Below are 22,047 nucleotides of genomic sequence, written 5' to 3'. Positions count from 1 at the left end.
AGCTCCCCGAATCCCGCATCGGCGATCAGATTGTCGTAAGAACAATTCTGCGGACGGACACCCGCCGGATGCGTCGTCAGTGCCCCCTCGGTCATCCTGGCTCGGCGGTGAAGCGGACGGGGTCGGTGAGGGCGGTCAGGGCGGCGTCCAGGTCGGCGAGGCGGGCGGCGAGGGTGGCGGTGGCGAGGCGGGTGGGGAGGGCCTCGTTGAACTTGAGGCCGCGCAGGGCGCGTTCGTCGATGTCGGGGAGGCAGAGCCGGTCGGCGGCGTCGGCGGTTCCGGCTTTCCACATGTCGCGGGTGAGGTCGGGGCGCAGGCGTACCCACTCGTCCTCGAACCGCTGCTTCTCGTCGGTCAGGCCGGAGAGGGTGGCGACCAGGACGGCGTTGGCCTTGTAGCCGGCCCAGTTCCACCAGCGGACGTCGTCGCCGTCGCGGGTGATGACGGTGCCGCCGGGGTGCACGGTGGAGGTGGCGGCGTCGCGGGTCTTGGCGAGGTAGCGGACGGCCCGTTCGGTCATGGTGACGGGCGGGTCGGCGCCGAGGAGGACGTCCCGGCAGGCGCGGGTGAGGGCGAAGCTGGACCCGCTGAACGCAGTGCCGTACCAGCGGGCCTTTCCGGGGCGGTCGGACGGTTCGACGTAGCAGCGGCGGCGTTTCCAGTCGACCCAGGTGACCTGCCAGCTGCGCCCGGCCAGGAGCAGGACGCGGGGTCCCTCGACGCGCTCGGTGAGGAGCATCGGGTCGGTCCGGCCGATCTCCTGGCGGCCGGACAGGACGGTGAACTCCGGCGGCGCGGTGAAGACGGCGGTCATGTCCATGAAGTGGCGGCGGCCGAACTTCTCCTCGGCGGCGGGGCCGATGAACAGGTACTCGCCGTCCTGCTCGACGTATCCGTGTTGGACGAGGTGGCGGACGATCGGTTCGGCGCTGCGGTCGAACGGCGCCAGGCCGTTCCAGTGTTCGGCCCACAGGCGGTTCCCGACCTTGTGCTCTTGCAGGCAGAGGGCGAGGAACTGCTGGGCGACGATGTGACGCGGTTCCGGGGGCGCCTGGACCGGTTCGACGTATCCGCGGCTCCACAGCAGCGTCAGGGCGGCCGCGGACAGGAGGGAGTCCTGGTCGAGGGTCAGGAAGAGGCAGTTGCGCGTGGTGCCCGGTCGTCGTCCGGTCCGGCCGAGGCGTTGCAGGAACGCGGCGACCGTGGGCGGGGCGTTGATCTGGATGACGCGGTCGAGGTCGCCGACGTCGATGCCGAGTTCGAGGGTGCTGGTCGAGACGATGACGCAGTCGCGGGCGTCGGCGAACGCCTCCTCGGCGCGGCGCCGCTCGTCGAGTGAGAGGGAGGCGTGCGACAGGAAGGTGGTGACGCCGCGGGCGTGCAGTGCGGCGCCGAGTTCCTCGACGAGCTGGCGGGAGTCGCAGAAGACGAGGCGTTTCTCGCCCCGGTGGAGGGAGGCGATGACGGTGGCGGCGTTCGGGACGGAGCCGACATAGTCCAGTTCGACGGCATTGTCCTGGACGGTCGGCGTTTCGGGTGCGACGACGCGTGCCGGTCCGCGGTTGGTGCCCTGAAGCCAGGCCAGAAGCTCGTCCGGGTTGCCGACCGTGGCCGACAGCCCGATGCGCTGGATGGGACGCCCCGCCAGGCGCGTCAGGCGTTCGAGGACGGCGAGGAGGTGCCATCCGCGGTCGTCTCCGGCGAAGGCGTGGACCTCGTCGACGACGATCGCGCGAAGGTCGGCGAAGAGCCGGTGCTGGTCGACCTTCACGCTGAGCAGCATCGCCTCCAGCGATTCGGGGGTGGTGAGCAGGATGTCCGGGGGGTCGGTGAGAATGCGGCGGCGGGCCGTCGCGGGGACGTCTCCGTGCCAGAGGGCGGCGCGGCGGCCGACCCAGCCCGCGTAGGTCTCCAGGCGCGGCAGCAGGTTGTTGAGCAGGGCCTTCAACGGGCACACGTACAGCACCGAAAGGCCGGTCCAGCCGCCTCCGTCCATCGCCGACAGCAGCGGGAACGCCGCGGCCTCGGTCTTGCCGCCCGCGGTGGGGGCGAGCAGGACGGCGTCGTCGCCGTCGAGCACCGGCCCGATGGCGCGTTCCTGCAACGGCCGCAGCGACCGCCAGCCGAGGGTGTTGACGATGTGGTGCACAAGCACCGGCGAGAGCCGGTCGGCGGGCGCGGTCACGGCAGGTCCAGGGGCACGTCCCCGGCGGCGTTGCGTTCGGTCTCGGTCAGTTCCGCCGCAGAGAGCGTGAGGGCGTAGTCGCGGCGCGGGTCGAAGTCGGGGAACTCCGCGACGCGGTCGAGGACGTCGGCGACGAGCTTGCGCAGGAAGACGCGGGGCGCCACGCCGACCTTGCCGCCGAGGCCGCCGGTGACGGCGGCGGCGAGGTCGGCGATGTAGGCGTCGTCGACGCGGGCGGTGATCTCGGTGCTCCCGGCGGCGTACAGGTCACGGACGCCGCGCCCCAGTTCCTCCAGCTTGGGCAGGTCGAAGCCGGTAAGGCGGAGCTGCACGGCACGAGGCGAGTCGAACCGGGCGTCGGTGGTGAAGTCGGTGGCGAGACGCTGGGCGAGCGGCGCGAGCCGCTGGACGCCCTGGCGGCCGTCGAAGAACGCCGGGGTGCCGGTGATGACGAGGAACAGTCCGGGGAACCGGCCGCCGTCGATCTCGTCCAGCAGTTGCCGCAGCGCGTTCAGCCCCTTCTCACGGACGTCGCTCCGCACACGCTGCAACGTCTCGATCTCGTCGAGGACGACCAGCAGCCCGGGGTGGCCGCAGTCGCGCAGCACGGTGAGAAGCCCTTGGAGGAAGCCGAGCGCGCCGTAGTGGTCGAGGTCGCCGCGGACGCCGGCGACGTGCCGCACAGCCGCGGCGGCCACCGATTTCTGCCCGCCGAGCCAGGCGATCAGCGCCTCGGCGGTGGCGGTGTCGCCGGTTTCGGACGCCTTGCGGTAGCCGCGCAACGCGGCGGCGAACGCGGGGGTGGTGCGGGCGACGGCGGCGAGGCGCTGCTCCATCAGCACGTCGACGGCGCGGGCGAGCCCTTCGGCGTCGTCCTCTGCGGCCTGACCGGCGTCGAGAACTTCCTCTTCGAGGGTGTAGAACCACAGGTCGATGACCGGACGCAGCGCCCCGGCGGGGTGGCTGGCGGTGGTGAGCCGCTCGGTGAGGCGCCGGTAGACGGTTTCGAGCCGGTGCAGCGGCGTCTCGGTCTCGGAGATCTGGATCTCGGCGACGGCCAGCCCCGCGCGTTTGGCGCGCTCCCCCAGCCAGCGGGCGAAGAACGTCTTGCCGGAGCCGTACTCGCCGCGGATGGCGCGGAACGCCGAGCCGCCCTTGCCGACGGCGGCGATGTCCTCGTCCAGCGCGCCCGCGAACCGGTCCAGGCCGACGGCGAACAGGTCGAGCCCGGCGCGCGGGACGGTGCCGCGCCGCAGGGCGTCGATGACCTCCCGGCGGCGGACGGCGCTGACCTGCGCCCGTGTGTCAGGTGCCCGTGCGTCCGTTGCCCGTGCGTCCGTCACTCGTCCACCCCGAACTGTTCGCGCAGCAGTGCCGTCTCCAGTGTGACGGTGGCGCCGGAGTCGATCAGCCCGAGGACTGGGTAGCCCTCAACGTTGAGCAGGCGTTGCAGGGCGGTGATGAACAGGTCGGCGTTGCGCGGGGCCCGTCCCCCGGCCGCGGCCGCGGCGGCCCCGACGGCGGCGGACGACAGGCGGCCCCCGGCGTCGGCGAGGGCGTCGATGATTGCGGCGACCTGCCGGCCGTCGGGGGCCTTGCGCAAGTACTTGCGCTGCCCCGCGTACACGGGTGAGCGGGTGACGCGGGTTCCGAGGGTGTCGGGCGCGGCGGGGGCCGCCGGGGCGGTAGCGGCCTCCCCCACCGTGAAGAGCGCCTCCTTCTGCGTCGGCGCGGTCCGCGTCCCCGGCCGTGGGACGGCCCGCGCGGGAGGCTCGGGCGCCGCGGTCTCGGGCTCGTCCCGCCCCGTCCACCACCGGGGGACGGTCTGCTCCGGCGGCAGGATCGACCAGCCCTTGGGCACCAGGTCGGCGGACGGGATGAAGACGAGCACGGGAACGGTCATCTCGGCGAGGCTCGCGCCGCCGTGGTAGCCGGCCTTGCGCGGGGTGTACCGGATGTCCTCGCGCCAGGGGACGACGACCCGGCCGCCGCCCTCCAGCACCCGGGGCCCGGCCAGTTCGATCTCGCCGTCGCCCGGCTCGCCGGTCCGCCAGCGCGCCGACCCGGCATCGGGCGCCGGTGCCGGTTCCCTTCCGCCGCGTTCGAGGACGTGCCCGTGGTCGGAGACGAGCACGACGGGACGCTTGTAGTCGCGGGCGGCGTTCAGCAGGTCGGTCAGGAAGGTGATGTCGGACGTCCGCCACCCCGTCCGGTCGCCTTCCCGGTCGTGGTCGAGGGCGTCGTCGATGGTGTTGAGGACGGCGCCGACGACGGCGTCGCCCGCCAGCGCGTCGAGCAGCGGCTGGGCGAGCCGCTGTCCGGGCCCGCCCGCGATGGCGGCCTTGTGGAACAGCGCGGCCTCCCTGCGGCGGCGTTTCCAGAAGTCGGCGAAGCCCGCGCTCTCGGAGGTCTGCCCACCGGACGTCGCGGCCCCGCAGAGCAGGGACGCGCGACTCACCCGCGTCACCGAGGGGATCATCGAGACGGCGCCGCGCCGCGCGCCGGGCACGGCGGTGATCTCCAGCCATCGCCCGCCGCGGGCGAGTTCCTCGCCGAGTTGCGCGGCGACGGAGGCGCTCATGCCGTCGAGGACGAGCACGAGCGGCGCCGCCTCGCGGGCCAGCGGCAGCACGATCTCCTCCAGCACCGATTCCGCGAGGAGCGCCCCGCCGGGGGCTTCGGCGGCCGCGGCGGCTGCCCAGTCTTCGAGCCGGGCGGCGAACGCCTCGTCGAGCGACGCCCGGCGCCGCACCGCGCTCTCGTAGGTGTCCCGGTAGGCGCGGCCGAGTACGGGATCGTTGCCCGGGTCGCCGCCCCACAGCACGGTGAGCGCCCGGTCGACCCATCCCCCGTCGCGCATCTGCCCGGCCACACCGCCGGCCACGGAGCCGACGACTGAAGGGCCGACGCCGGAGGAGCCGGGCGCGTCGAGCCACCGGCGCAGGCGGGCGGCCATCACCGCGACGCCGCAGCGGTCGGCGAACAGTTCGGCCAGCCGGTGGTCCAGGACGGCGTTCAGCGCCTCGCCCGCGGCCCGCGGCGATTCGGTGAGCGCGGAGGCGAAGGCGCGCAGCCGCCCGTCCAGTCCGGACGGCAGGAAGGGATGCTCCGCCGCGGCCTGCCCGAGTCCCGCGGCGCGGGCGAGGTCGTCGGCGCGGTCGAGCACCGCCATGACCCGCTCGCGCGCGGTCTCGTGCCCGCGCCGTTCGGACCCGGCTTCGCCGATCCAGCGGGCGAGGGTGCCCTGGACGGCGGACGCGAACGCCCGCAGGTCGGCGGTGTCGTGGGTGACGCCGGCGAAGAGGCCGCCGATCGCGAGCGCCGCGTCGGGCGTCCGCGCCGCGTCGGTGAGTACGGAGGCCACGACGCCGAGGGCCATCGCGTCCTCGCCCTTGCCCGACTCGACGAGCGCGAGCAGGACGGCGGCGGCGTCCCCGACGTATCGCCGCAGCCACGCAGTGATGCCCGCCCGCTCGTCGGCCGCCAGTTCGGCGAAGCGCAGGGCCGCACCCGGAACGCGGGACCAGGCGAGCAGCGAGTCGACGTCCAGGTCGCGGTACCCGGAGGCGTCCCCGCCGCCGGGCAGCGCACCGGACGGCTCAAGCCGCGCCCCGACCAGTGCGCGGACGGCGGTGTCCCGGGTCAGCACCGATCCCCCGCTGCGCCGCCATGGCTCCCCCGCGGGGTGGACGCGCCAGCCGTCGGCAGGTTCGGCGTCCAGCAGCGCGTCGATCAGCCAGGGTTCCTGGCGGATGCGCGGGTCGAGGTCGGCGGCGCCGAACCGCTGCTTGACGATCTCCGCGCGGTCGACGCTGAGCGCCCGGCGGCCGAGTGCGTGGGCCCGCAGGTCGGCGCCGAGCTGATGGTCGTCGACCCCGGTGGTGATGACGAGGATGGCGTCGGAGCCGTCGCCCGTCCCGGCCGTGTGGCGCTCCCACGCGTCGACGATGCCGAGGACGGACGTCTGGTCGCTCACCCGGACGCGGCGCTGCCGCTCCCCGAACCGGATGCCGAACTCGGCGGGCGCGCCGTCCCGGTACCGGCCGTGGACGACGACGAGCCGGGCGGTGTCTCCGGCGCCGCGCCTGGGCAGTTCGATGTCGAGCAGCGCCTCCAGCACCCGCCGGTCGATCAGGGGGGGCGTGCTCATTCGCCGGTCCCCGCGCCGGTGCCGTCGGCGGGCCGCCAGGCGATGTCGACGGGCACGCCCGGGTTGGCCTCGGCGAACGCCCGGATCTCAGCGGCGATGCCCGCGACGGCCTGTTCGAGGGTCTGTTCGAGCCGGGCCGGTTCGATGCGGCGGCGTCCGTGGTCGCGGACGCCGGCATCGGATCCGGACGAGACGGCCGGGTCGCCGTGGTCGGTCAGGCTGACCTGGCCCGCACCCCCGCCTGCGCCCGCGCCCTCGCCTGCGCCCGCACCCGGCTCGCCCGTCGGACCGGGCGGCTGGGGATCGACGATCGGCCGGCGGGTCGCCTCGGTGAGCAGTGCGACGGCCTGTTCGCTCGCCGCCTCCAGCACGGGCGGGAGGCTCTGGACGAACTCGTCGGCCCGCGCGGCCCCGGCGAGGTCCCGGACGAGCCGTTCGGCCCGCCCGCTGATGGAGTCGCCGCCTCCGGCGAATCCGGCGACGCCTTCCAGCACGTTCCACTGGACCGCGTCGAGGGCGCGGAGCACGGCCGGGGCGGAGACCAGCGCGGATCCGAGCACCTGGTCGGTGACGTCGTAGTCGGCGTCCGCGAGCGCCTGGACGAGGGGGGTGTTCTGGTCGCGGACGGCCGACAGCCGGGCCAGCAGGTCGGCGGCGTGCCGGGCGGTGCGGCGCCGCGGCGTGCCAGGGTCCGGGATGCCGAGGACCGTGGCGTGGGCCTCCAGGGCCCTGCGCACGTCGTTGACGGGCGCCTCCAGGTCCCGCGTCTGCTCCCGGATCTGCTCGGCCAGGTTGCGGACGTTGCGCCCGGACAGGGTCTCGGGGACGTGGACGCCGAAGACGGCGGCGGCACGCGACCGCGCCGCGGCGTACTGCTGCTCGGACGGTTTGGGCTGGTCCCGCAGGGCCCAGCCGCTCCCGACCGCCTCCAGGCCGGGGAACTGCTCGGGCCTGCCCCCGTTGAGCACCCAGTCGCGGTCGGCGAGGAGCGCGTAGACGGCGATGATGAGGTTGGAGACGGGCTTGTCGAGGCCGGTCCAGCCGTACTCGGCGATCCACTGGCGGATCTCCTCGACGGGGTAGTCGCCGCCGGCCCGGCCGTTGCGGACGGCGAGCTGGTCGATCCGCCGCCGCCATTCGAAGGACACGTTCAGCGGCCCGTCGTGGACCTCGCCGAGTTCCAGGGGGTGCACGATCCGCTTGAGCAGGCCGAGCTTGTCGCGGTCGACGACCGTCCGGCCGGAGCGGTCCTCCATCGCCCTGGTGATCCAGGACAGGACGGTCTTCAGCTCCCCGATGGTGACGGCCTTGCGCGTGTGCGTCAGGTCGAGGTCGGGGTGCTTGGGGTAGATGCGCGAGTACAGGCCGTCGGCCAGCGCCAGCATGTTGTACTCGAACCCGGCGCCGCCCTGGAGCCGCGGCCGGTCGTGGCCGGGCCGCACCGACAGGATGTGCTGCCCGTCGTGGACCTCGGCGGCCACGTTGCCGTCGTCGCCGCCGGAGATGCCGTAGAGCTGCTGCAGCAGGGCGGTGAGCTGCGAGGCGAGGTTGTCGGCCTGGGCCTGCAACTGGTGGCGGACGCGGATGCGCTGGTCGGAGGCCAGGTGCGAGGCGTAGTCGTCGAGCCGGTCGCGTTCCAGCAGGTACCGAATCTTCAGCAGCCGCCCGAGCTGGGCGGCCTTCTGCGTGGACAGGTGGTCGGGCAGCCAGACGAGCGTGTCGGCCTCGAAGCCGCCCCGGCGCAGCTCGTCGACCCGCCCGGCGTCGTCGCTCGGGTACTTGCCGGGCACGTCGAAGGGGTAGTCCACGACGAACCGGATGCGTCCCTCCACCGACGGCCTGAACTGGTCGTCGGGAAGGGCGGCCGGGTCGCGGACGTTCTCGAAGACGAACTCGACCGTGCGCCTGCTGCCCCGCCACACGATGTCGCGTTCGGAGACGAACGCGCCGGTGTCGGCGACGCCGAGCAGCTCCCACAGCCGGTTCTTCACCCAGATGCGGCGGGCGCCCAGGTTGTCCTGCTCGCCGACCTGCTCCAGCAGCGGCTCGACGTCCAGGTCGGACAGGTGCAGGGTGAACACCGGGTCGCGGTCGCCGTCGGCGCGGATCTCGCCGAACCCGGCGGCGATCAGTTCGCGGAGCCGGTTGCCGACGACGCTGCCGGGCGTGCTCAGCCGCGACTGGATGGAGCCCTGGTTGAGGGCGGCGAGCCGCGCTCCGGTGAGGCGGCTGAGCGCGGACACGTCGGGCGCCAGCGCGGACAGGATCAGCGTCTTGACGATCCTTTCGTCGGCGCGGAAGTCCTTGTGGTCCTCGGAGCCGTACTTCTCCCGCAGGTGCGCGCGGACCTTGGCGTGGAAGTGCCGGGCGGTGTCGGCCTCCTGCTTGAGGTGGTCGGTGAACGCCTCGCCGACGTCGTGGCCGAGGACGTCCCACAGGTCGCCGAGCGGGATGAGGTCGCCGAGCCGCAGGTCGTCGCGCCGCCGCGACAGCATCGTGTTGAGCAGTTTCAGGCCGGTGCGTTCCCGCTGCAGCGCCCCCGACAGGGCGACGAGCACGTTCAGCAGCGCCGGCGACAGGGGGTAGACGTCGCGGAAGTCGTTCCAGTCGGCCTGGGTGGCGCCGTGCGCGTCCAGCAGCGCGTCCTTGACGGCCGCGTTGTAGGACTCGACCTTCGCGAACGCCTCGTCCAGGGCGGTCTCCATGCCCGCCTTCGGACGCAGGATCCGCTTCTTGATGATCTCGGGGAGGTTGCGGTCCTCCAGGTTGACGACCTTGAACCGCCCGGCGAGGTACTGCACCGCCGCCTCGAGGTTCTTGACGTCGGCGCCGACGACGTCCTCGCCGACGAGCTGGGACAGGTTCCGCTGCCGGGAGATGAACGACACGATCGGCACCGGGCGGTCGCTGTCGCCGGACTCGATCAGCTTGACCAGCTTGCTGACCTCGTTGTTCACCTTCTCCTGGTTGGACATGTGGGCCTGCAGCCACAGGATCAGCTCGTCCAGGAAGAGGATCAGCCCGGTGTAGCCGTGCTGGCGGGCGTGCCGGCTCATCACCGCCAGGCCGTTCTCCAGCGGCAGGTAGGTCTCGGCCGCACCGCGCGCGCCGTAGGCGTAGGTGGAGAACGGGCCGTCGAGCAGCGCCGACTCCAGGGCGGTGCGCAGCGGGTCGCCGGGCGGCGCGTCGAACGCGCGGTCGAGGTCGCCGCTGCTCCATGAGGGACCGGACGCGCCGCCCAGGTCGAGGTTGGGCAGGTCGTCGTCGGGGTCCGCCGGGGCGGGCGCGGAGCCGCCGAGCCATTGGGCGAACCTGGCGTCGTCGGCGAGGAAGCCGCGCTGCCTGCGCGCGTCCCGCAGCATGGCGTCGGACCGGTGGACGGGCGGGCTGGGCAGGCCGAGCCGCCGCGCCTCAGCCGCGTAGCCGCCGAGGAGCGCCGAGTCCAGGTCGGTGACGCCCACCAGGTGGAACGGCACCATCATGAACTTCTGGTCGCGCAGCCAGTCGTCGTGCTCGGCGACGAGCTCCTGGAACTCCGCCTTGCGCCGCGCCGCCGGATGGCTCTCCAGCAGCGCGTGCAGCACGGTCATGAAGTGGCTCTTGCCGGAGCCGAACGACCCGTGCAGGTAGGCGGCGTTCGACGTGCCGGACCGCACCGACGCCTTCACCAGGTTCAGCGACTCGCCGAACGCCTGCCTGAGCTGCTCGGTGACGACGTACTCGTCGATGCGCTGCTGGGCCTCGTCGAACCCGCCGGTCAGCTCGACCTTGTAGTCACCGGCGAGAACCTCTTCGGGGATGTCCAGGACGTCCCGCAGGTACAGTTCCGCCGCCCGCTCCGCCACCCGTCGACTCCCCTCGCCACACCTGCGCGCACACCCCTGCCGCGGCCCCAAAGATAGTCCCGCGCGGGGCCCGGAGGCGCCGCCTCCACCGCATTCGCGCTTTCGCACCACTTCGCCGTCCCCATGCTCGGCGTTCCCCATGACAAGGAACACGGCGACCGCCGAGAACAGCCCGCCCGGGGGAACCACGGCCACACCGGGACCTTCGTGATCAGCGCCGTCGCTGTTCCCGTTCGGCTTCGGTCAGGGTCTTGTGAACGACGCCGACCGACACCCTGACCCCCGCCGCGATGGTGCGTATGGATTCACCACGTCGGCGGCGGGCCAGGATCATGGCCCGCATGTCGTCGTCGACCACCGGAGGCCGCCCGCCGAGTCGGCCGCGCCGGCGGGCCACCTCCAGGCCGTCACTGGTCTTGCGGACGATGTCGCGGCGTCGGTCCTCCGACAAGGCGAAGGCGAGTTCCAGGATCAGAGAACGCTCGGTGTGCTCGCCGGCGGCCATGCCCTCCAGCACCTTGACGGCGATACCTCGCTGGAACAGGTCGTTGAAGACGATCAACCCTTCGAGGAGGTTGCGGCCGAGGCGGTCGACCTCCTGGACGGTCAGCATGTCGCCGTCGCGGATGTGGGACAGCGCGTCCAGCAACGCTGGCCGGTCCTCGGCGGCGAGCTTCCCGTTGGCCTGCTCCTCGAACACCTTCAGGCAGATCGGGTCGAGGGCGCTGCGCTGCCTCTGGGTCTTCTGCTTATCGGTGCCGACTCGGACGAGACCGATGAGCGCCACAGCGACCGCCTTCTCTTTCGTACGTGAGGTGCAGGGAAGGCGAACGATAGCGGAAAATGAACGACAAAATGAACACCCGAAGCGGACACGACTACATCACCAGCGTCCACCTCACATGTGTTCACCAAAGACCCGTTAGACGAACGCCCGAATGCTTGGCGAACCACCCGACTGACCTGCTCATCGTCCTCTCGACTCAGCCAACCGGAACCAGTGTTGTCGGTTTCCGAAGTCGATTGCACAGATTTCCGAAGTGCTCTGCACCAGCACGGCGCCATCGCCCAGAACGTCGTGAGGTTCCCAGGCTCGCCTCCAGCGCCGCAGCACCGGGAACGTCGTCGATCAGGATTAGAGTGCTCGCATGAACCTGGCGGGTCCTGGTGCGTTGCACCGTGCGGGGGAACCGGTTCGAGACCCGGCGGATCGCTCGAAGATGAACAGGTCGTGTTGATCCTCAACGCCTCCCTGCGGCAGTCATGCTCCTTCGGCCTGTCGTGGCCGCAGGCCGAACGGCTGCTCGACGAGGTGGCCGAGAACCGGCCGGATATCGGGCGTCCCGCACCGGAGCCGGTCGGCGACGGCCGCGTGCCCGCCCACCTCCTGGCCGCGACCATGAGCCTCACCGCGGCGACCCTGCCCTACGGCGGTACCCAGGCGTCCTTCATGCTGAGCGCCCCGCACCGGGTTCCGCATCGGGACCGGTGGGACAGCAGCCTGGACGTCACGATCAACGCGCGCACCGGCTACGGCGCTCTGCGGTGGATGGTCTCCGCCGACACCGTGGTGCCGGTCGATCCTGAGGTCGCCGATCACCTGTGGCTGTCGGATAACCCTGATCCGCCGCGCACCGATCCCAGCGTCTTCGCCGACCCGTGGCTGCCCAGCTACCACTACCCCAACAGCACCCTGCCGGTCGCCCAGATCCGCGCCGCCGTCGAGGAGTTCTGCCGCACTCGCACCGGCCAGCGTCCCACCTGCATCGACTGGACCCCAGGTGAATGGGCTGGCCACCGCCTGGATATGCCCCGGCTCGTGCACAAGACCACTGACCGTGACCCCAGCGACGGCGAGGACCCCTGGAGCGGCTGCAAAGACCCATGGGCTGCACAACCCGAACCCGAGGCTCCATCCCCGCCCACCGGATAGCTCTCTTCGCCTCTTCAACCGTTCTCAGAAACGCTCGATTGCGAGACGGCGCTGGTCAGTGTGTGCGGCGGGGCGGTGCGAGGAAGCCGGTGACTTCTGCGACGGCTTCGCCGCCGGGGCGGGTGTAGCGCATGGCGGTGCGCGGGTTTTTGTGGCGGGTCTTGGCCATGATGAGCTGGAGCGGGACCTTCTGTTCGCCGAGGTGGGTGGCGGCCGAGTGTCGGAGCTGTTGGGGGTCGAGGCCGATCTGTTGGTCCATGAGGACGCGGACGCGGTCGTAGCCGAGGCGGGGCCGTCCGGTGTGCGGGCAGATGTGTTCGGGCCCGGGTCGGCGTGCGGGGACGGGCTTGCGGTCGGCGAGGAACAGCGGTCCTCGAGTACGGACGGGCCCGTCGGAATGACCGTCGGGCAGGCGAAGCAGGCGGGGTAGGAGCCGGGCGGTGCCGGCGTCCCAGTAGACCCATTCGGTGTCGCCGCCCTTAGAACGCAGAGGGGCGCGCCGGTTCTCCAGGTCCAGGTCTTCGACGTTGAGGGACAGGATCTCGGCGGCGCGGGCGGCGGTCTCATACAGCATCCGGTAGAGCGTCTTGTCGCGCAGCGGAAGGTCGCGGCGTGACAGCAGCCGTTCCAGGCGGGTCTTGGCGACGGCCTTGGTGTGGTCGACGTTCTCACGGCGGCGTTCGGCGTCGGCCGGCACCGACGGGGCAGTCCATCTCTTCTTGCTGGTGCACCAGGTGAGCCAGGAGGCGACCGCGGCGCGGTTGCGATTCCAGGTCGCCGGCGCGCAGCTGCCCCACAGAGTGGTGAGCGCGTCGCCGATCTCGGTGTCGGTGACGTCGGCCAGGAGCCGGTCGCGGCCGCCGACCGTGGCGATGGTGCGGTCGATCGCCGAGGCGTAGGCGCGGTGGGTGTTGGGGTTGGCGACCCGGTGCGTGCCGAGGAACTCATCCGCCGCGCTGGCGAGAGTGATATCGCTGCCCCGCAGCGCCGTGATCTTCGAATGGGAGTCCGCGCCGGTCACGATGGATCAGGTTCTCTCGATTCGGCGGTCTCTTCCGGTGTGAACCCGCACGTCGTGGGTCCGCAGTCGGCCTTGTGGTCGCGGCCCCACAGATAGGTGTCGCGCGAGGTGGCTCGGGCGAGGTGGAGAAGCCGTCGCTGCTTGCGCCGCGCGAGGGTGGAGGGCAGCGCGGTGAAGGTCTCGGGGAGAACGGCGAGCATGCTGGTGACCTGCGCTCCGTCGGACATCTGGAGCAGGGCGGTGCATTGCCACCAGCCGATCTTGCCGCCTGCGCCGTCTGAGTTGCCGGGCCAGTAGTAACTCGCCGGATCAGGGACGAGGTAGTGGGGACCGTCCTTGGCCAGGTGTGCGCGAAGCCAGGGCCCACCCGTACCAAGACCGAGCCTGAGCTGGCTGGCCTCGGCGAACAGATCCAGGACCGCCTCGCTGTCCAACTCCTTCAGGACGTGCGCTTGCCGAGGCAGGGGGGGCAGGCCGTCCGGCGGCTGAACCGGCCACCGGCCAGGCAGCGCGAGACGCTGGCTCCACGTGAGCGCCGGCGGACTCGTGGGTGCGGTAGGCAGGGGTGGTGGAGGTGTCCAGGGACGGTCGGCGCTATCGAGCCGTGCGGTGATCCAGGCGCGCCCTTCCGGGCCGGCGGTGTTCCAGGTGTAGCTCATGGGGCGTTCGAGCATCGCCCGCTCCCGAGCCTTCAGCGGTGCGTTCCGCCGTGACGGCCGGTGAACCGGAGGCTGCGTCACCCGCGGCAGGTTGTGCACGAGGTTGGCGAGGAACCGGATGCGGTCCAGGTCCTCCTCCGGTGTCGCCTCTCCGGTCTCGCGGCGCGCGGACCCGGCCAGATGCCGGATCTCCACCAGCGCCATGGACAGGAGCAGGACGGCGGCCTCGTGGTCGTCGTCTGCGGAGGTGCCGTTCGCGCTCACGCCTCGCCGCCCGACGAGACCGGTGGAGCGGCCGGGCCCGCCGCAGCCGGATCGATGATGTACCGGATAACGTGTCCGAGTCGCGCATCGGCCGGCGGCGTGGATTCCCAGCTCGCCGGGGATCGTTCAGCGCTCATGTACGTGATAATAGTCCATTATCGCGTACATCAGATCTCCCTCGACTGCGCCGGGCTTGGACGCGCCGCCAATAGGTCTTCGGCGGCAAAAGTTGCAATGAGAAGCAAAGGTGTCGATTTCTGCGGCCGGTTCGGCATGTCTGCGTCAGACTCGTCGGATGGCAGGTGAAGCGGACCTGGTGAAGCTGCGGCGAGATCTCCAAGGGCCCGCAGAGGCGTACGTGACGGGCCACACGCACGAGTATCTCGATGAAGCGTGCGAGCGCCTCGGGCTGCCGGTGCTGGCACGCGAAGAAGGCGCTACGAAACGCAAGCGGTTCGAGCAGTGCTTCGCAGCCCTGCCGAACGAGCGCCTGCCAGCCGTCGCTGAACAGATCCTCGGCCTGGAAGACCACCCGCTGGACGCGAAGACCCGCAACGCCATCCAGGACGGGCTGTGGGCGGGGCAGCAGATTCCAGAGACTCCTCTGCGCACCCGGCGGGAGATCGCACAAGCCCTGGAACCGCGGCTGCAGGACCTCATCGAGCAGGGCGACCGGTTCCGGATGCTGCTGGACCGCTTCTGGGTCCTCGATACCGCGCCTTTGAGCTTCCTGTTCAACGACGACACGAGCCTGCGGGCACAGATCGACCAGCACGTGTTCCGCAACCCCGGTGACTGGAGCGTTGTGGAGCTGTTCGAGCGGCTGGGAGCGCTGAAGGCTCCTCACCCGAGGTTCGCCCGGTTCCTGGTCGCGCTGGTCTCCGCGGACGTCACCCCCGAGGTGCACTCGCAACGACGCCTGGTCGAGATCCTCAACCCCCCGCTGGGAGACGTGGGAGCCGAGCTGCGCGAGACCGGGAACGCTGAGGGCTACCCGGTGTTCACCCTGGTGGGAACGTGCGCGAGGCGCAGCCGACCGCCACGGGCCCTGATCTTCGCCTCACTGTCCAAGCCCGACATCCGCATCGGAGACGCGCTGGACCTGGACATCGAGATCCTCAACTCGCGCGACGCTGTGCTGTTCTACGACCGACCGATCGACGGGGACGGGCTCCGCTGGCGCGACCTGCACGCCTGGTGGAAGGACACCCGCCAGATCACCGACGACACCCAGGCGAAGAAGGCGCTGTACCAGCGACTCAAGGATTGCCTGCCGGCGCGCCTAGTCGATGGGAAGAAGAAGCGGTACCCAGCGCAAGAGAACCTCTTCGATCTCTACCACGACCTGCACGCCCGGGACATCCCCGACCTGCCCGCCCTTCTGCCCGAAGCCTGGGTGCACTGGGATCCCAAGACGATCCAGTCTCGCGGCGACGCGGCGATGACGCACCACCGCATGGACTTTCTGCTCCTGCTACCCGGCGGGCACCGCGTGGTCCTGGAAGTCGACGGCATCCAGCACTACAGCTCCGCCCAGACCGCCGACGGCTGGAGAAACGCCAGAGCAGACCGCAAGGAGTACGCGCGGACGGTGCGCGGCGACCGCGACCTCAAGCTCTCCGGGTATGAGGTCTTCCGCTTCGGCAACGTGGAGCTGGACCATCGCGACGCCGCACGGGAAGTTCTCCAGGCCTTCTTCGCCGACCTCTTCCGGGAGTTCAAGGTCGCTCCGCAGTAAAACAGCGGAAGTTCGGCTTGCCAGTCGGGCAGCGGTGCAAGCAGGCCAGGGTGACGTCAGGCCATCAACCCCTGACGCGGGGCCAATGAAAGGCACAACCACGAACACCTGCACCGAAGACAGCCCGCTACGACCAAGATCCGTTCCGATCCTCACGGACCTCCCTGGACGGGGGTGGGGGTTGCCGCCTGTCACAGGGGCCCGAAGGGGCCGGGTCGGCTGAAATCCCATTCGTGGGCTTCGGGGAGGAACTTCGCCGGTATGCCACACACGTTGATCAGTTCCTCGCGTTCGCGTTCGAAGGATTTAGGGCTGCGGAGCCGCCAGGTGAGGCACTGCAGGATCCACTGCGCGGTGGCTTGGTCGGTTTTGGCGGCTTCGAAGACATCGTTGAGGGCTGCCTCCATGTCGACCTGCGGGGTGCTCGGCTGCTGGTGGAGGTCGCGGGCGGGTTGGTGGGGCGGGGTGCCGGCGTCGACCGGCTGGTAGGGCAGGGAGGTCAGCAGCGGGCCGAGCGTGCCTCGCGCGAGGATCGTCCCGGTCTGGATGAGGTTCAGCGCGCAGGCAGTGGCTTCGAGCATGGCTTCCTGGCGTTCGGGATCGAGTTTCTCGTAGGGCCGCCAGACCTTCAGGCCCGCGCGCGGAGGGAGCCCTGCGGTGGTCCAGATCAAATCGAGCGCGGCGACCGAGTGCTGGCGGACCCGGGAGGTGGAGATGCTGATCTCATCCAGCAGGGTACGCAGCAACCGGAGCCACACCCCGAGGTGCACGGTCCGGCGGGGCAGCGTGACCGTGCCGGTGGCCAGTCCCTCTTGGGTGAGGCGGTCCAGGTCGAGGACATGTTCGGGCGCCGTCCGATGCGGAAGCGGCCGGTCCAGCGCCGGGGCGAGGGCCACCGTGCTGCCGTCCTCCAGGCGGCAGCGGTGTTCTGGGCAGCTGAGCATCAGCGGGAGCGTGGCCGTCAGCGGAGTGCCGCGCGAAGGGTCGGTCGTGCAGACCGGGCAGAGGCGGCCAACGGTGCGGCGGCCGCGGTGCACCGGGATCCAGGGCCGCCACCGGTCGACGACGTTGATGCCGGCCTCGCCTTGCCGCAACAGGACCGAGTCCTGCCGGGCGTAGGTGTGGAAGGCCTCGGGGCCGTAGTCGGGGTCGAGGGTGTCGGCCAGCCAGGGCACCCAACCGGCGATGGTCATCATCCGCAGGTCACCCAAGGCCGTGCCGGTCCGTTCGGCCAGGGCGTGCAAGAGCTCGGCGGGCGGATCCCAGTCGAGGTCGTCGTCGAACGCTCTGCGCGCCAGGGCCGAGGCCGGACCGGCGGTGTTCTCCAGCAGCTGCACGACCGACATGCTGTAGAGCGCGGCGAGCCGGGACAGCCACGACGACAGCGACTCGCCCACGCCGGGCTGCGGGTGCAGCGGCCACCGGCGGCCCGGGGCGCCTGTCACAGGAGTTCGCGTTCGAACATGCGCCGGCGCTCGGTCGGTCCGGCGTAGGCCGCCATGAGCAGGGTCCGCTGGTTGATGGCTTCTTCGCCGGACTCGATCGCCGCGATCGCGGTCTCGGTCAGCAGCGAGGCGAGCTCCCCGATCGTGCCCTCGGTCCGGGTCAGCAGGTACTCGGCCATGTCGGCGGTCGCGATCGGCGACGGCCGCCGCAGCGGGTACGAGGCGGCGAAGCTGGCCAGCAGCGAGCACGCCTCCTCATCGGCCTGCCAGCGCGGCAGCACGAACGGGGCGAACCGGTTCTCCAGCTGGTCGTCGGAGCGGACCGCCAGGTAGGCCTCGCGGGTGCCGACTCCGACCAGAGGGATCTTCAGCTCGTTGCCCAGGAACCGCAGCAGGTTGAGGAACTCGCGCCGCACATCGCCCCGCCCGGCCAGGACGTTGTGGAGTTCGTCGATCACCAGAGTGCGCACCCCTGCCTCGCGGAGCAGCCGCAGCGCCAGCTGCTCCAGCACCGGCAGCTTCATCCCCGCCCGCAGCGGAGCACCCAGCGCGGTCAGCAGCGCGGTGTAGAAACGGGCGACCTGCGGGTCGGACGGCATCTGCACCACCAGCACCGGGATCTCCTCCCGATCGGCATGGGATACCACCGGGTGGGATCGCCGGAACTTCTCGATGATCATCGACTTGCCGTTGTTCGTCGACCCGATCAGCAGCAGGTTCGGCATCCGCTGCCGCTCCGGCCACGTGAACAGCTCCTCCAGCTCGGCCAAGGCCTGGGCGGCGCGGGTATAACCGATCCACCGGTCCGCCCGCACATACCTCAGCCGCTCGGGCGACGGCAGCCGCGCCACCCGCCGTGCGACCTGGTGCAGGTGCGACAGGTCCTCGGGGTCGGCGACCTCTGCCACCGTCACCACTGCTCGATCACCTCGAAGGGCACCGCCGGCACCACGGTCCCACTGTCGTGAGCGGGCGGCGGAGTCAGGGTCGGCGGCGTCGTCCGGGCCGGGATCGCCGACCGGCGCTCCACGGCGCGGCGGGACCTGCGCGAGGCGCGGGTCTTTCCGGCAGCGTCCTCGGTGATCTGCCGCATCTGCTCCACCATCGCAAACAGCGCGTTCTCATCCACCTGGTCCCGGCCCAGCTCCCGCAGCCGGGCGACCGCCGCCTTCTGCTCCCACAGGCTGATCGGCGGCCGCGACAACGTCCGGTAGGGCACCTGCAGATAGGAGGTGCCGTCGGGGTCCAGCGCCCAGATCCGCGAGATGTCGCGCGGGTCGCGCCGCAGGACGAACTTCTCCAGCTCCCCGCGGCGGGCGATCCACGGCTTGAGCGCGTCGCTGAAGTACTGGACGTGATCAAGGGTGAAGCCTGTGCGGGTCAGCGTCCGGCGCTCCACCGGCAGGAAGTCGACCAGGAACGCCGTCTCGTTCGCGACCGTCGCCGGACGCCCCGCCTCGGCGACGCCCTGCTCCCACCGTCCCGCCGGGGTCTGCTTCAGCGTGCTGTGCACCTCGCCGTGGTAGACCATTACCGCCAGCGCCAGCCACTTGTTCAGCTCCGCCAACGTCAGCACCGCGGCCGCCTGGCTGTCATAGTCGCCGCGCTCTGCGGGATGGGAGAACGTGGTGCCCGGCAGGTCATGCACCATTTCCATCATCGTCCCGATGAGCCGCTCGATGATCCCGCCGAAATGCGGCTGCCCCGGCGGCCGGTAGGACTGCTTGATCCCGTGCTGGTCGCAGCCCCGCTGCAGCGCCTCGCTCTTGAACTCGGCGGCGTTGTCGGTGAACACCTCGCGCGGCTTACCCGACATCGGCCAGGCGCCGCTCACCCCGAGCCGTTCCAACCACGGCCGCTTGTCACAAGCCATGTGCGCCAGGCACAACCCCACCGACAACGCCGACGGCGCCTCCAGCGTCACCACCAGGCCCACCACGCAACGGGACGCCACGTCGATCGCGGCCGTGACGTACGGGCGGCCGATCGGCAGCCGATGCCGCTCGTCCACGATCTCCAGATCCACGACCGTGTGGTCGACCTGCACCTGCTCCAGCAGACCCTCGATCAGCGGCGGCTCCCCGCCCGCCGACCTGAGCGTCCGTGCCGCATCCGCGCCGTGGCGGACCGTCACCGACACCACCGGATCCAACTGTCCGATCCGCCGCTCCAACGTCCCCCGCGACGGCACCTGCAGCCCCCGGGCCCGGCACTGCCGCACGACCTCCTTGTAGACCGCGCTCACCGTCCGACGCTGCCGGGACAGGTACCGGGACCGGATCACCTCCAGCAGCAGCGCCTCAACCTCCGCCGGCAGCCGCCCCCGGCCCCGCCCGCCGCTCGACCGGCGCGCAAGCAGGTCCGACGCCACCCCCGAACCCGACCGCCACCGTTTCACCAGGACATACACCTGACGCCGACCAATCCCGAGCTCGGCAGCCGCCTCATCCGCAACGGCCACCGGGATCCGCGGCTCCCGCGCCAAACGGCCGATCACCTCGGCTCGGCGGACCGCCACCGCCCAGTCCTCCGCAGAAGCCGTCAGCACACCCCGCTCAGCGACACCCGCTGATTCATCGACCACGCCGACCTCACCGCCAGTGCACAGGAGTACGAACGAAGATCGACAGTAGTGCACAGGAGTACGGGAATCAGGACTACTCGAAGTCCGCTGCAATCAGCCACAAAACCCCACGAAGCCAGTGCACACGACTACGGGAATCGACAAGTGTGACGCATATCTCCCAAGAAAGCAAAATGTGCGATCTTGCGATGGAACATCCCTTGGGAGACATTCATTCGAGCAGCATGGAGAGCCCTCGAAGGGTGATTTGGCGATAACGCTATGCAGGGCCACGGGTCCTACGTGCATCGCCTCATCTGTCCCCGCTCTCATGTAGCGATGTCAAGTATGCGTTCACCCGCATATCCCCGATCGAAGGGAGTGGAGTCGCTTGCTTCGTCCATGGATCAAGAACATGACCCGACTGACGTCCGTGGCAGTGGCTTCTGCGGCGGGCTTCACGGCCTTAGCGTCACTGGCGACTCCGGCGGAAGCTACCGGCTGGAATGTCACAGCCGGCTCTGGCGCGCAATGCAAGGGAGGAGGGACCTACTGCATCTTCTACAGCCCCAACGCATGGTTCGGAAGCAACAATGCGGTGTGGAGCTTTAACTACAGAGCACCCAACCTCGGTCAATGGACCTTCGCCCACTGCTCGCAAGGTGGGGACGGCAGTTGCGCCGGGTGGAACACCTACATCCGCAACAACGCAGCGTCGATGGCCGCCATCGACTGCAAGGGCATGACAGTCTGGGTCTACCCGAACTACACGGGCAACTTCACCTGGGTCAGCGGAGGCTCATGGGGGAACCTCAACGGCTACCTCAGGAACAACGAGGCGTCCACGTCGAGAGGCAACCTGTGCTGACAGGCCACCGCCGCCGAGCCCCATCCCCTGCGACAACAAAGGAGAAGCCTTGCCGAACATGATGTCGCGACGTGCAGTTCTGATCGCCGGAGGCGGCACCGCGGCCGCGACCGCACTAGCGGCCGCTTTCGTCGTGGCAGGGGCGGATACCCCCGCCTCAGCAGGCTCCTCCGAGCAGCCCACCACCACCACGGTCTACACACCGTCGGTCCGCAGCAGCGCGATGCCGCTGGACGTCTATCACCTCAGTGGAGCCCAGCAGGCACAGCTCCACAACCAGCGGAACATCATGAACCGCAACTGCATGAAGGCGTTCGGGCTTTCCTATCTTCCGCACTACACTGACCGGGCGGAGGTCATCGCCGCGTCGTTCGCCGTCAACAACAGCCGCCGCTACGGAATCAGCGACCCGGTCGCCGCGAGCAGATTCGGCTACCATCTGCCCCCGCAGCCGACCACAGGGTCCGCTGACAGCGGTGACGAGTCCGACAGCTCACCAATGGCGATGTCGCCGGACAAGTACCGGGTGTTCACCGGAACCCGGAAGCCGTCGGCCTCGGCTTCCGTGGGAAAGACGCCCGATACGCAGGCGCAGAAGGACTCACCCGGCGACTACCACGGCAAAGCGATTCCGCCTGGGGGATGCGCTGGCCAGACCGATCGCAAGCTGCTGTTCACCTCCCAGACACGGCAGGTGGCGAAGGCCAATCAGATCGCAGCAGAGCTGAACCAGAAGGCTTTCCTTAAGACCGTTCAGGATTCCAGGGCACTCAAGGCGAACGACGCATGGCGGCAGTGCATGACCGACAAGGGCCATGACCGCTACACCAGTCCGCTGAAGGCCGCTGCCGCCTTCGATCTCAATCAGCCCGTAGCGAAAGCAGAGATCGAGACAGCAGTCGCCGACGTCGCCTGCCAGAAACACGTGGAGTACGTTCCCACCTTGACCGCTATCGAGAAGGGCTACCAGAAGGCCGCGATTGCGAAGCACACCGCTACCCTCGCCCCCTTGAAAAAACAGGTGGCCAAGCGGACCGCGGCACTCGCGGAAGCGACCCAGACCAGCGGCGGATAACCGAGTCGCAATGACAGCGGGCTGCGGGCCCGCACCCAAACCCTCGATCTTTCGCAAGGACGGTCGGGTAGCGACGCACCCGACCGTCCTTGGTCATCGCCGCGGCGGGCGGCAGCGGCACCTCGCCGCCAGGTCGTTCCACGCCAACTCGGTGATCCGGTCCGGGAACTCCGACGGATCAACCGCACCGACCGGGCGCCCGACGACGCCGAGCGCGCTCAGGTAACGCGCCTGGATCGACTCCACTGATCCCTGGACGGCGGCGGCTACCTCACCGCTACCTCAAAGGCTGGTGGCCCTG

14 protein-coding genes are annotated in these 22,047 nt (G+C 70.4%); 4 read left to right on the top strand and 10 right to left on the bottom strand.

Annotated features, from left to right (window positions below; translation table 11 throughout):
* Window positions 1-91: 91 nt before the first annotated feature.
* From ACGFIS_RS19955 to ACGFIS_RS19935, 5 genes are all read right to left on the bottom strand, one after another.
* The gene (locus ACGFIS_RS19955) at window positions 92-2,185 is read right to left on the bottom strand and encodes a DEAD/DEAH box helicase (RefSeq protein WP_392907944.1); all 2,094 of its coding nucleotides are present in this window, start codon (window positions 2,183-2,185) and stop codon (window positions 92-94) included.
* Window positions 2,182-3,528, bottom strand: a complete 1,347-nt coding sequence (gene brxD / locus ACGFIS_RS19950) for a BREX system ATP-binding protein BrxD (RefSeq protein WP_392907946.1) — start codon at window positions 3,526-3,528, stop codon at window positions 2,182-2,184. The genes ACGFIS_RS19955 and brxD overlap by 4 nt, the downstream gene beginning before the upstream one ends.
* Complete coding sequence (gene pglZ, locus ACGFIS_RS19945; RefSeq protein WP_392972045.1) at window positions 3,525-6,335, bottom strand: BREX-2 system phosphatase PglZ; 2,811 nt, start codon at window positions 6,333-6,335, stop codon at window positions 3,525-3,527. The genes brxD and pglZ overlap by 4 nt, the downstream gene beginning before the upstream one ends.
* A complete protein-coding gene (locus tag ACGFIS_RS19940; RefSeq protein WP_392972043.1) occupies window positions 6,332-10,180 on the bottom strand; it encodes a PglY protein in 3,849 nt (1,282 codons plus the stop codon). The genes pglZ and ACGFIS_RS19940 overlap by 4 nt, the downstream gene beginning before the upstream one ends.
* A 211-nt stretch (window positions 10,181-10,391) precedes the next feature.
* Window positions 10,392-10,967, bottom strand: a complete 576-nt coding sequence (locus tag ACGFIS_RS19935) for a recombinase family protein (protein ID WP_392972041.1) — start codon at window positions 10,965-10,967, stop codon at window positions 10,392-10,394.
* 444 nt (window positions 10,968-11,411) lie between these two features.
* Here ACGFIS_RS19935 and ACGFIS_RS19930 point away from each other — a divergent pair, with 444 nt between their 5' ends.
* A complete protein-coding gene (locus ACGFIS_RS19930; protein WP_392972039.1) occupies window positions 11,412-12,113 on the top strand; it encodes an Imm1 family immunity protein in 702 nt (233 codons plus the stop codon).
* Window positions 12,114-12,168: 55 nt separating this feature from the next.
* On the opposite strand, the gene ACGFIS_RS19925 is transcribed toward ACGFIS_RS19930, so the two are convergent.
* On the bottom strand, window positions 12,169-13,134 hold the full coding sequence (locus ACGFIS_RS19925; RefSeq protein ID WP_392972037.1) for a tyrosine-type recombinase/integrase: 966 nt from the start codon (window positions 13,132-13,134) through the stop codon (window positions 12,169-12,171).
* Window positions 13,131-14,057, bottom strand: coding sequence for a hypothetical protein (locus ACGFIS_RS19920; RefSeq protein ID WP_392972035.1), 927 nt, complete (start codon window positions 14,055-14,057; stop codon window positions 13,131-13,133). The genes ACGFIS_RS19925 and ACGFIS_RS19920 overlap by 4 nt, the downstream gene beginning before the upstream one ends.
* Before the next feature lie 295 nt (window positions 14,058-14,352).
* Between ACGFIS_RS19920 and ACGFIS_RS19915 the strand changes: the two genes are divergently transcribed.
* Complete coding sequence (locus ACGFIS_RS19915; protein ID WP_392972033.1) at window positions 14,353-15,795, top strand: hypothetical protein; 1,443 nt, start codon at window positions 14,353-14,355, stop codon at window positions 15,793-15,795.
* Between the two features lie 191 nt (window positions 15,796-15,986).
* Here ACGFIS_RS19915 and ACGFIS_RS19910 read toward each other — a convergent pair whose 3' ends face one another.
* From ACGFIS_RS19910 to ACGFIS_RS19900, 3 genes are read right to left on the bottom strand one after another with little or no spacing between them, the layout of a single operon-like run.
* Window positions 15,987-17,240: a TniQ family protein gene (locus ACGFIS_RS19910; RefSeq protein WP_392972031.1), complete on the bottom strand. Its 1,254-nt coding sequence runs from the start codon at window positions 17,238-17,240 to the stop codon at window positions 15,987-15,989.
* Complete coding sequence (locus ACGFIS_RS19905) at window positions 17,237-18,148, bottom strand: TniB family NTP-binding protein (protein WP_392972145.1); 912 nt, start codon at window positions 18,146-18,148, stop codon at window positions 17,237-17,239. The genes ACGFIS_RS19910 and ACGFIS_RS19905 overlap by 4 nt, the downstream gene beginning before the upstream one ends.
* A gap of 2 nt (window positions 18,149-18,150) precedes the next feature.
* Window positions 18,151-19,824 (bottom strand): Mu transposase C-terminal domain-containing protein, encoded by a 1,674-nt coding sequence (locus ACGFIS_RS19900; protein ID WP_392972029.1) that lies wholly within the window; start codon window positions 19,822-19,824, stop codon window positions 18,151-18,153.
* A gap of 394 nt (window positions 19,825-20,218) precedes the next feature.
* On the opposite strand from ACGFIS_RS19900, the gene ACGFIS_RS19895 reads away from it, so the two are divergent.
* Both ACGFIS_RS19895 and ACGFIS_RS19890 read left to right on the top strand, forming a co-directional pair.
* Entirely contained in the window at window positions 20,219-20,671 is a 453-nt protein-coding gene (locus tag ACGFIS_RS19895) for a hypothetical protein (protein WP_392972027.1), read from the top strand.
* A gap of 49 nt (window positions 20,672-20,720) precedes the next feature.
* Complete coding sequence (locus ACGFIS_RS19890; protein ID WP_392972025.1) at window positions 20,721-21,746, top strand: hypothetical protein; 1,026 nt, start codon at window positions 20,721-20,723, stop codon at window positions 21,744-21,746.
* Window positions 21,747-22,047 lie beyond the last annotated feature (301 nt).

Origin of the sequence: Spirillospora sp. NPDC048824, from assembly GCF_043198455.1 — a bacterium.
In the GTDB taxonomy this organism is placed as follows: Bacteria; Actinomycetota; Actinomycetes; order Streptosporangiales; family Streptosporangiaceae; genus Spirillospora.
This window is presented reverse-complemented; position numbering and strand designations above follow the sequence as displayed.

Excerpts from the sequence above, each read along its gene's own strand:
- ACGFIS_RS19915 (WP_392972033.1), top strand. The coding sequence starts at position 14,353 with ATGGCAGGTGAAGCGGACCTGGTGAAGCTGCGGCGAGATCTCCAAGGG.
- ACGFIS_RS19895 (WP_392972027.1), top strand. The coding sequence starts at position 20,219 with ATGACCCGACTGACGTCCGTGGCAGTGGCTTCTGCGGCGGGCTTCACG.
- pglZ (WP_392972045.1), bottom strand. The coding sequence starts at position 6,335 with ATGAGCACGCCCCCCCTGATCGACCGGCGGGTGCTGGAGGCGCTGCTC.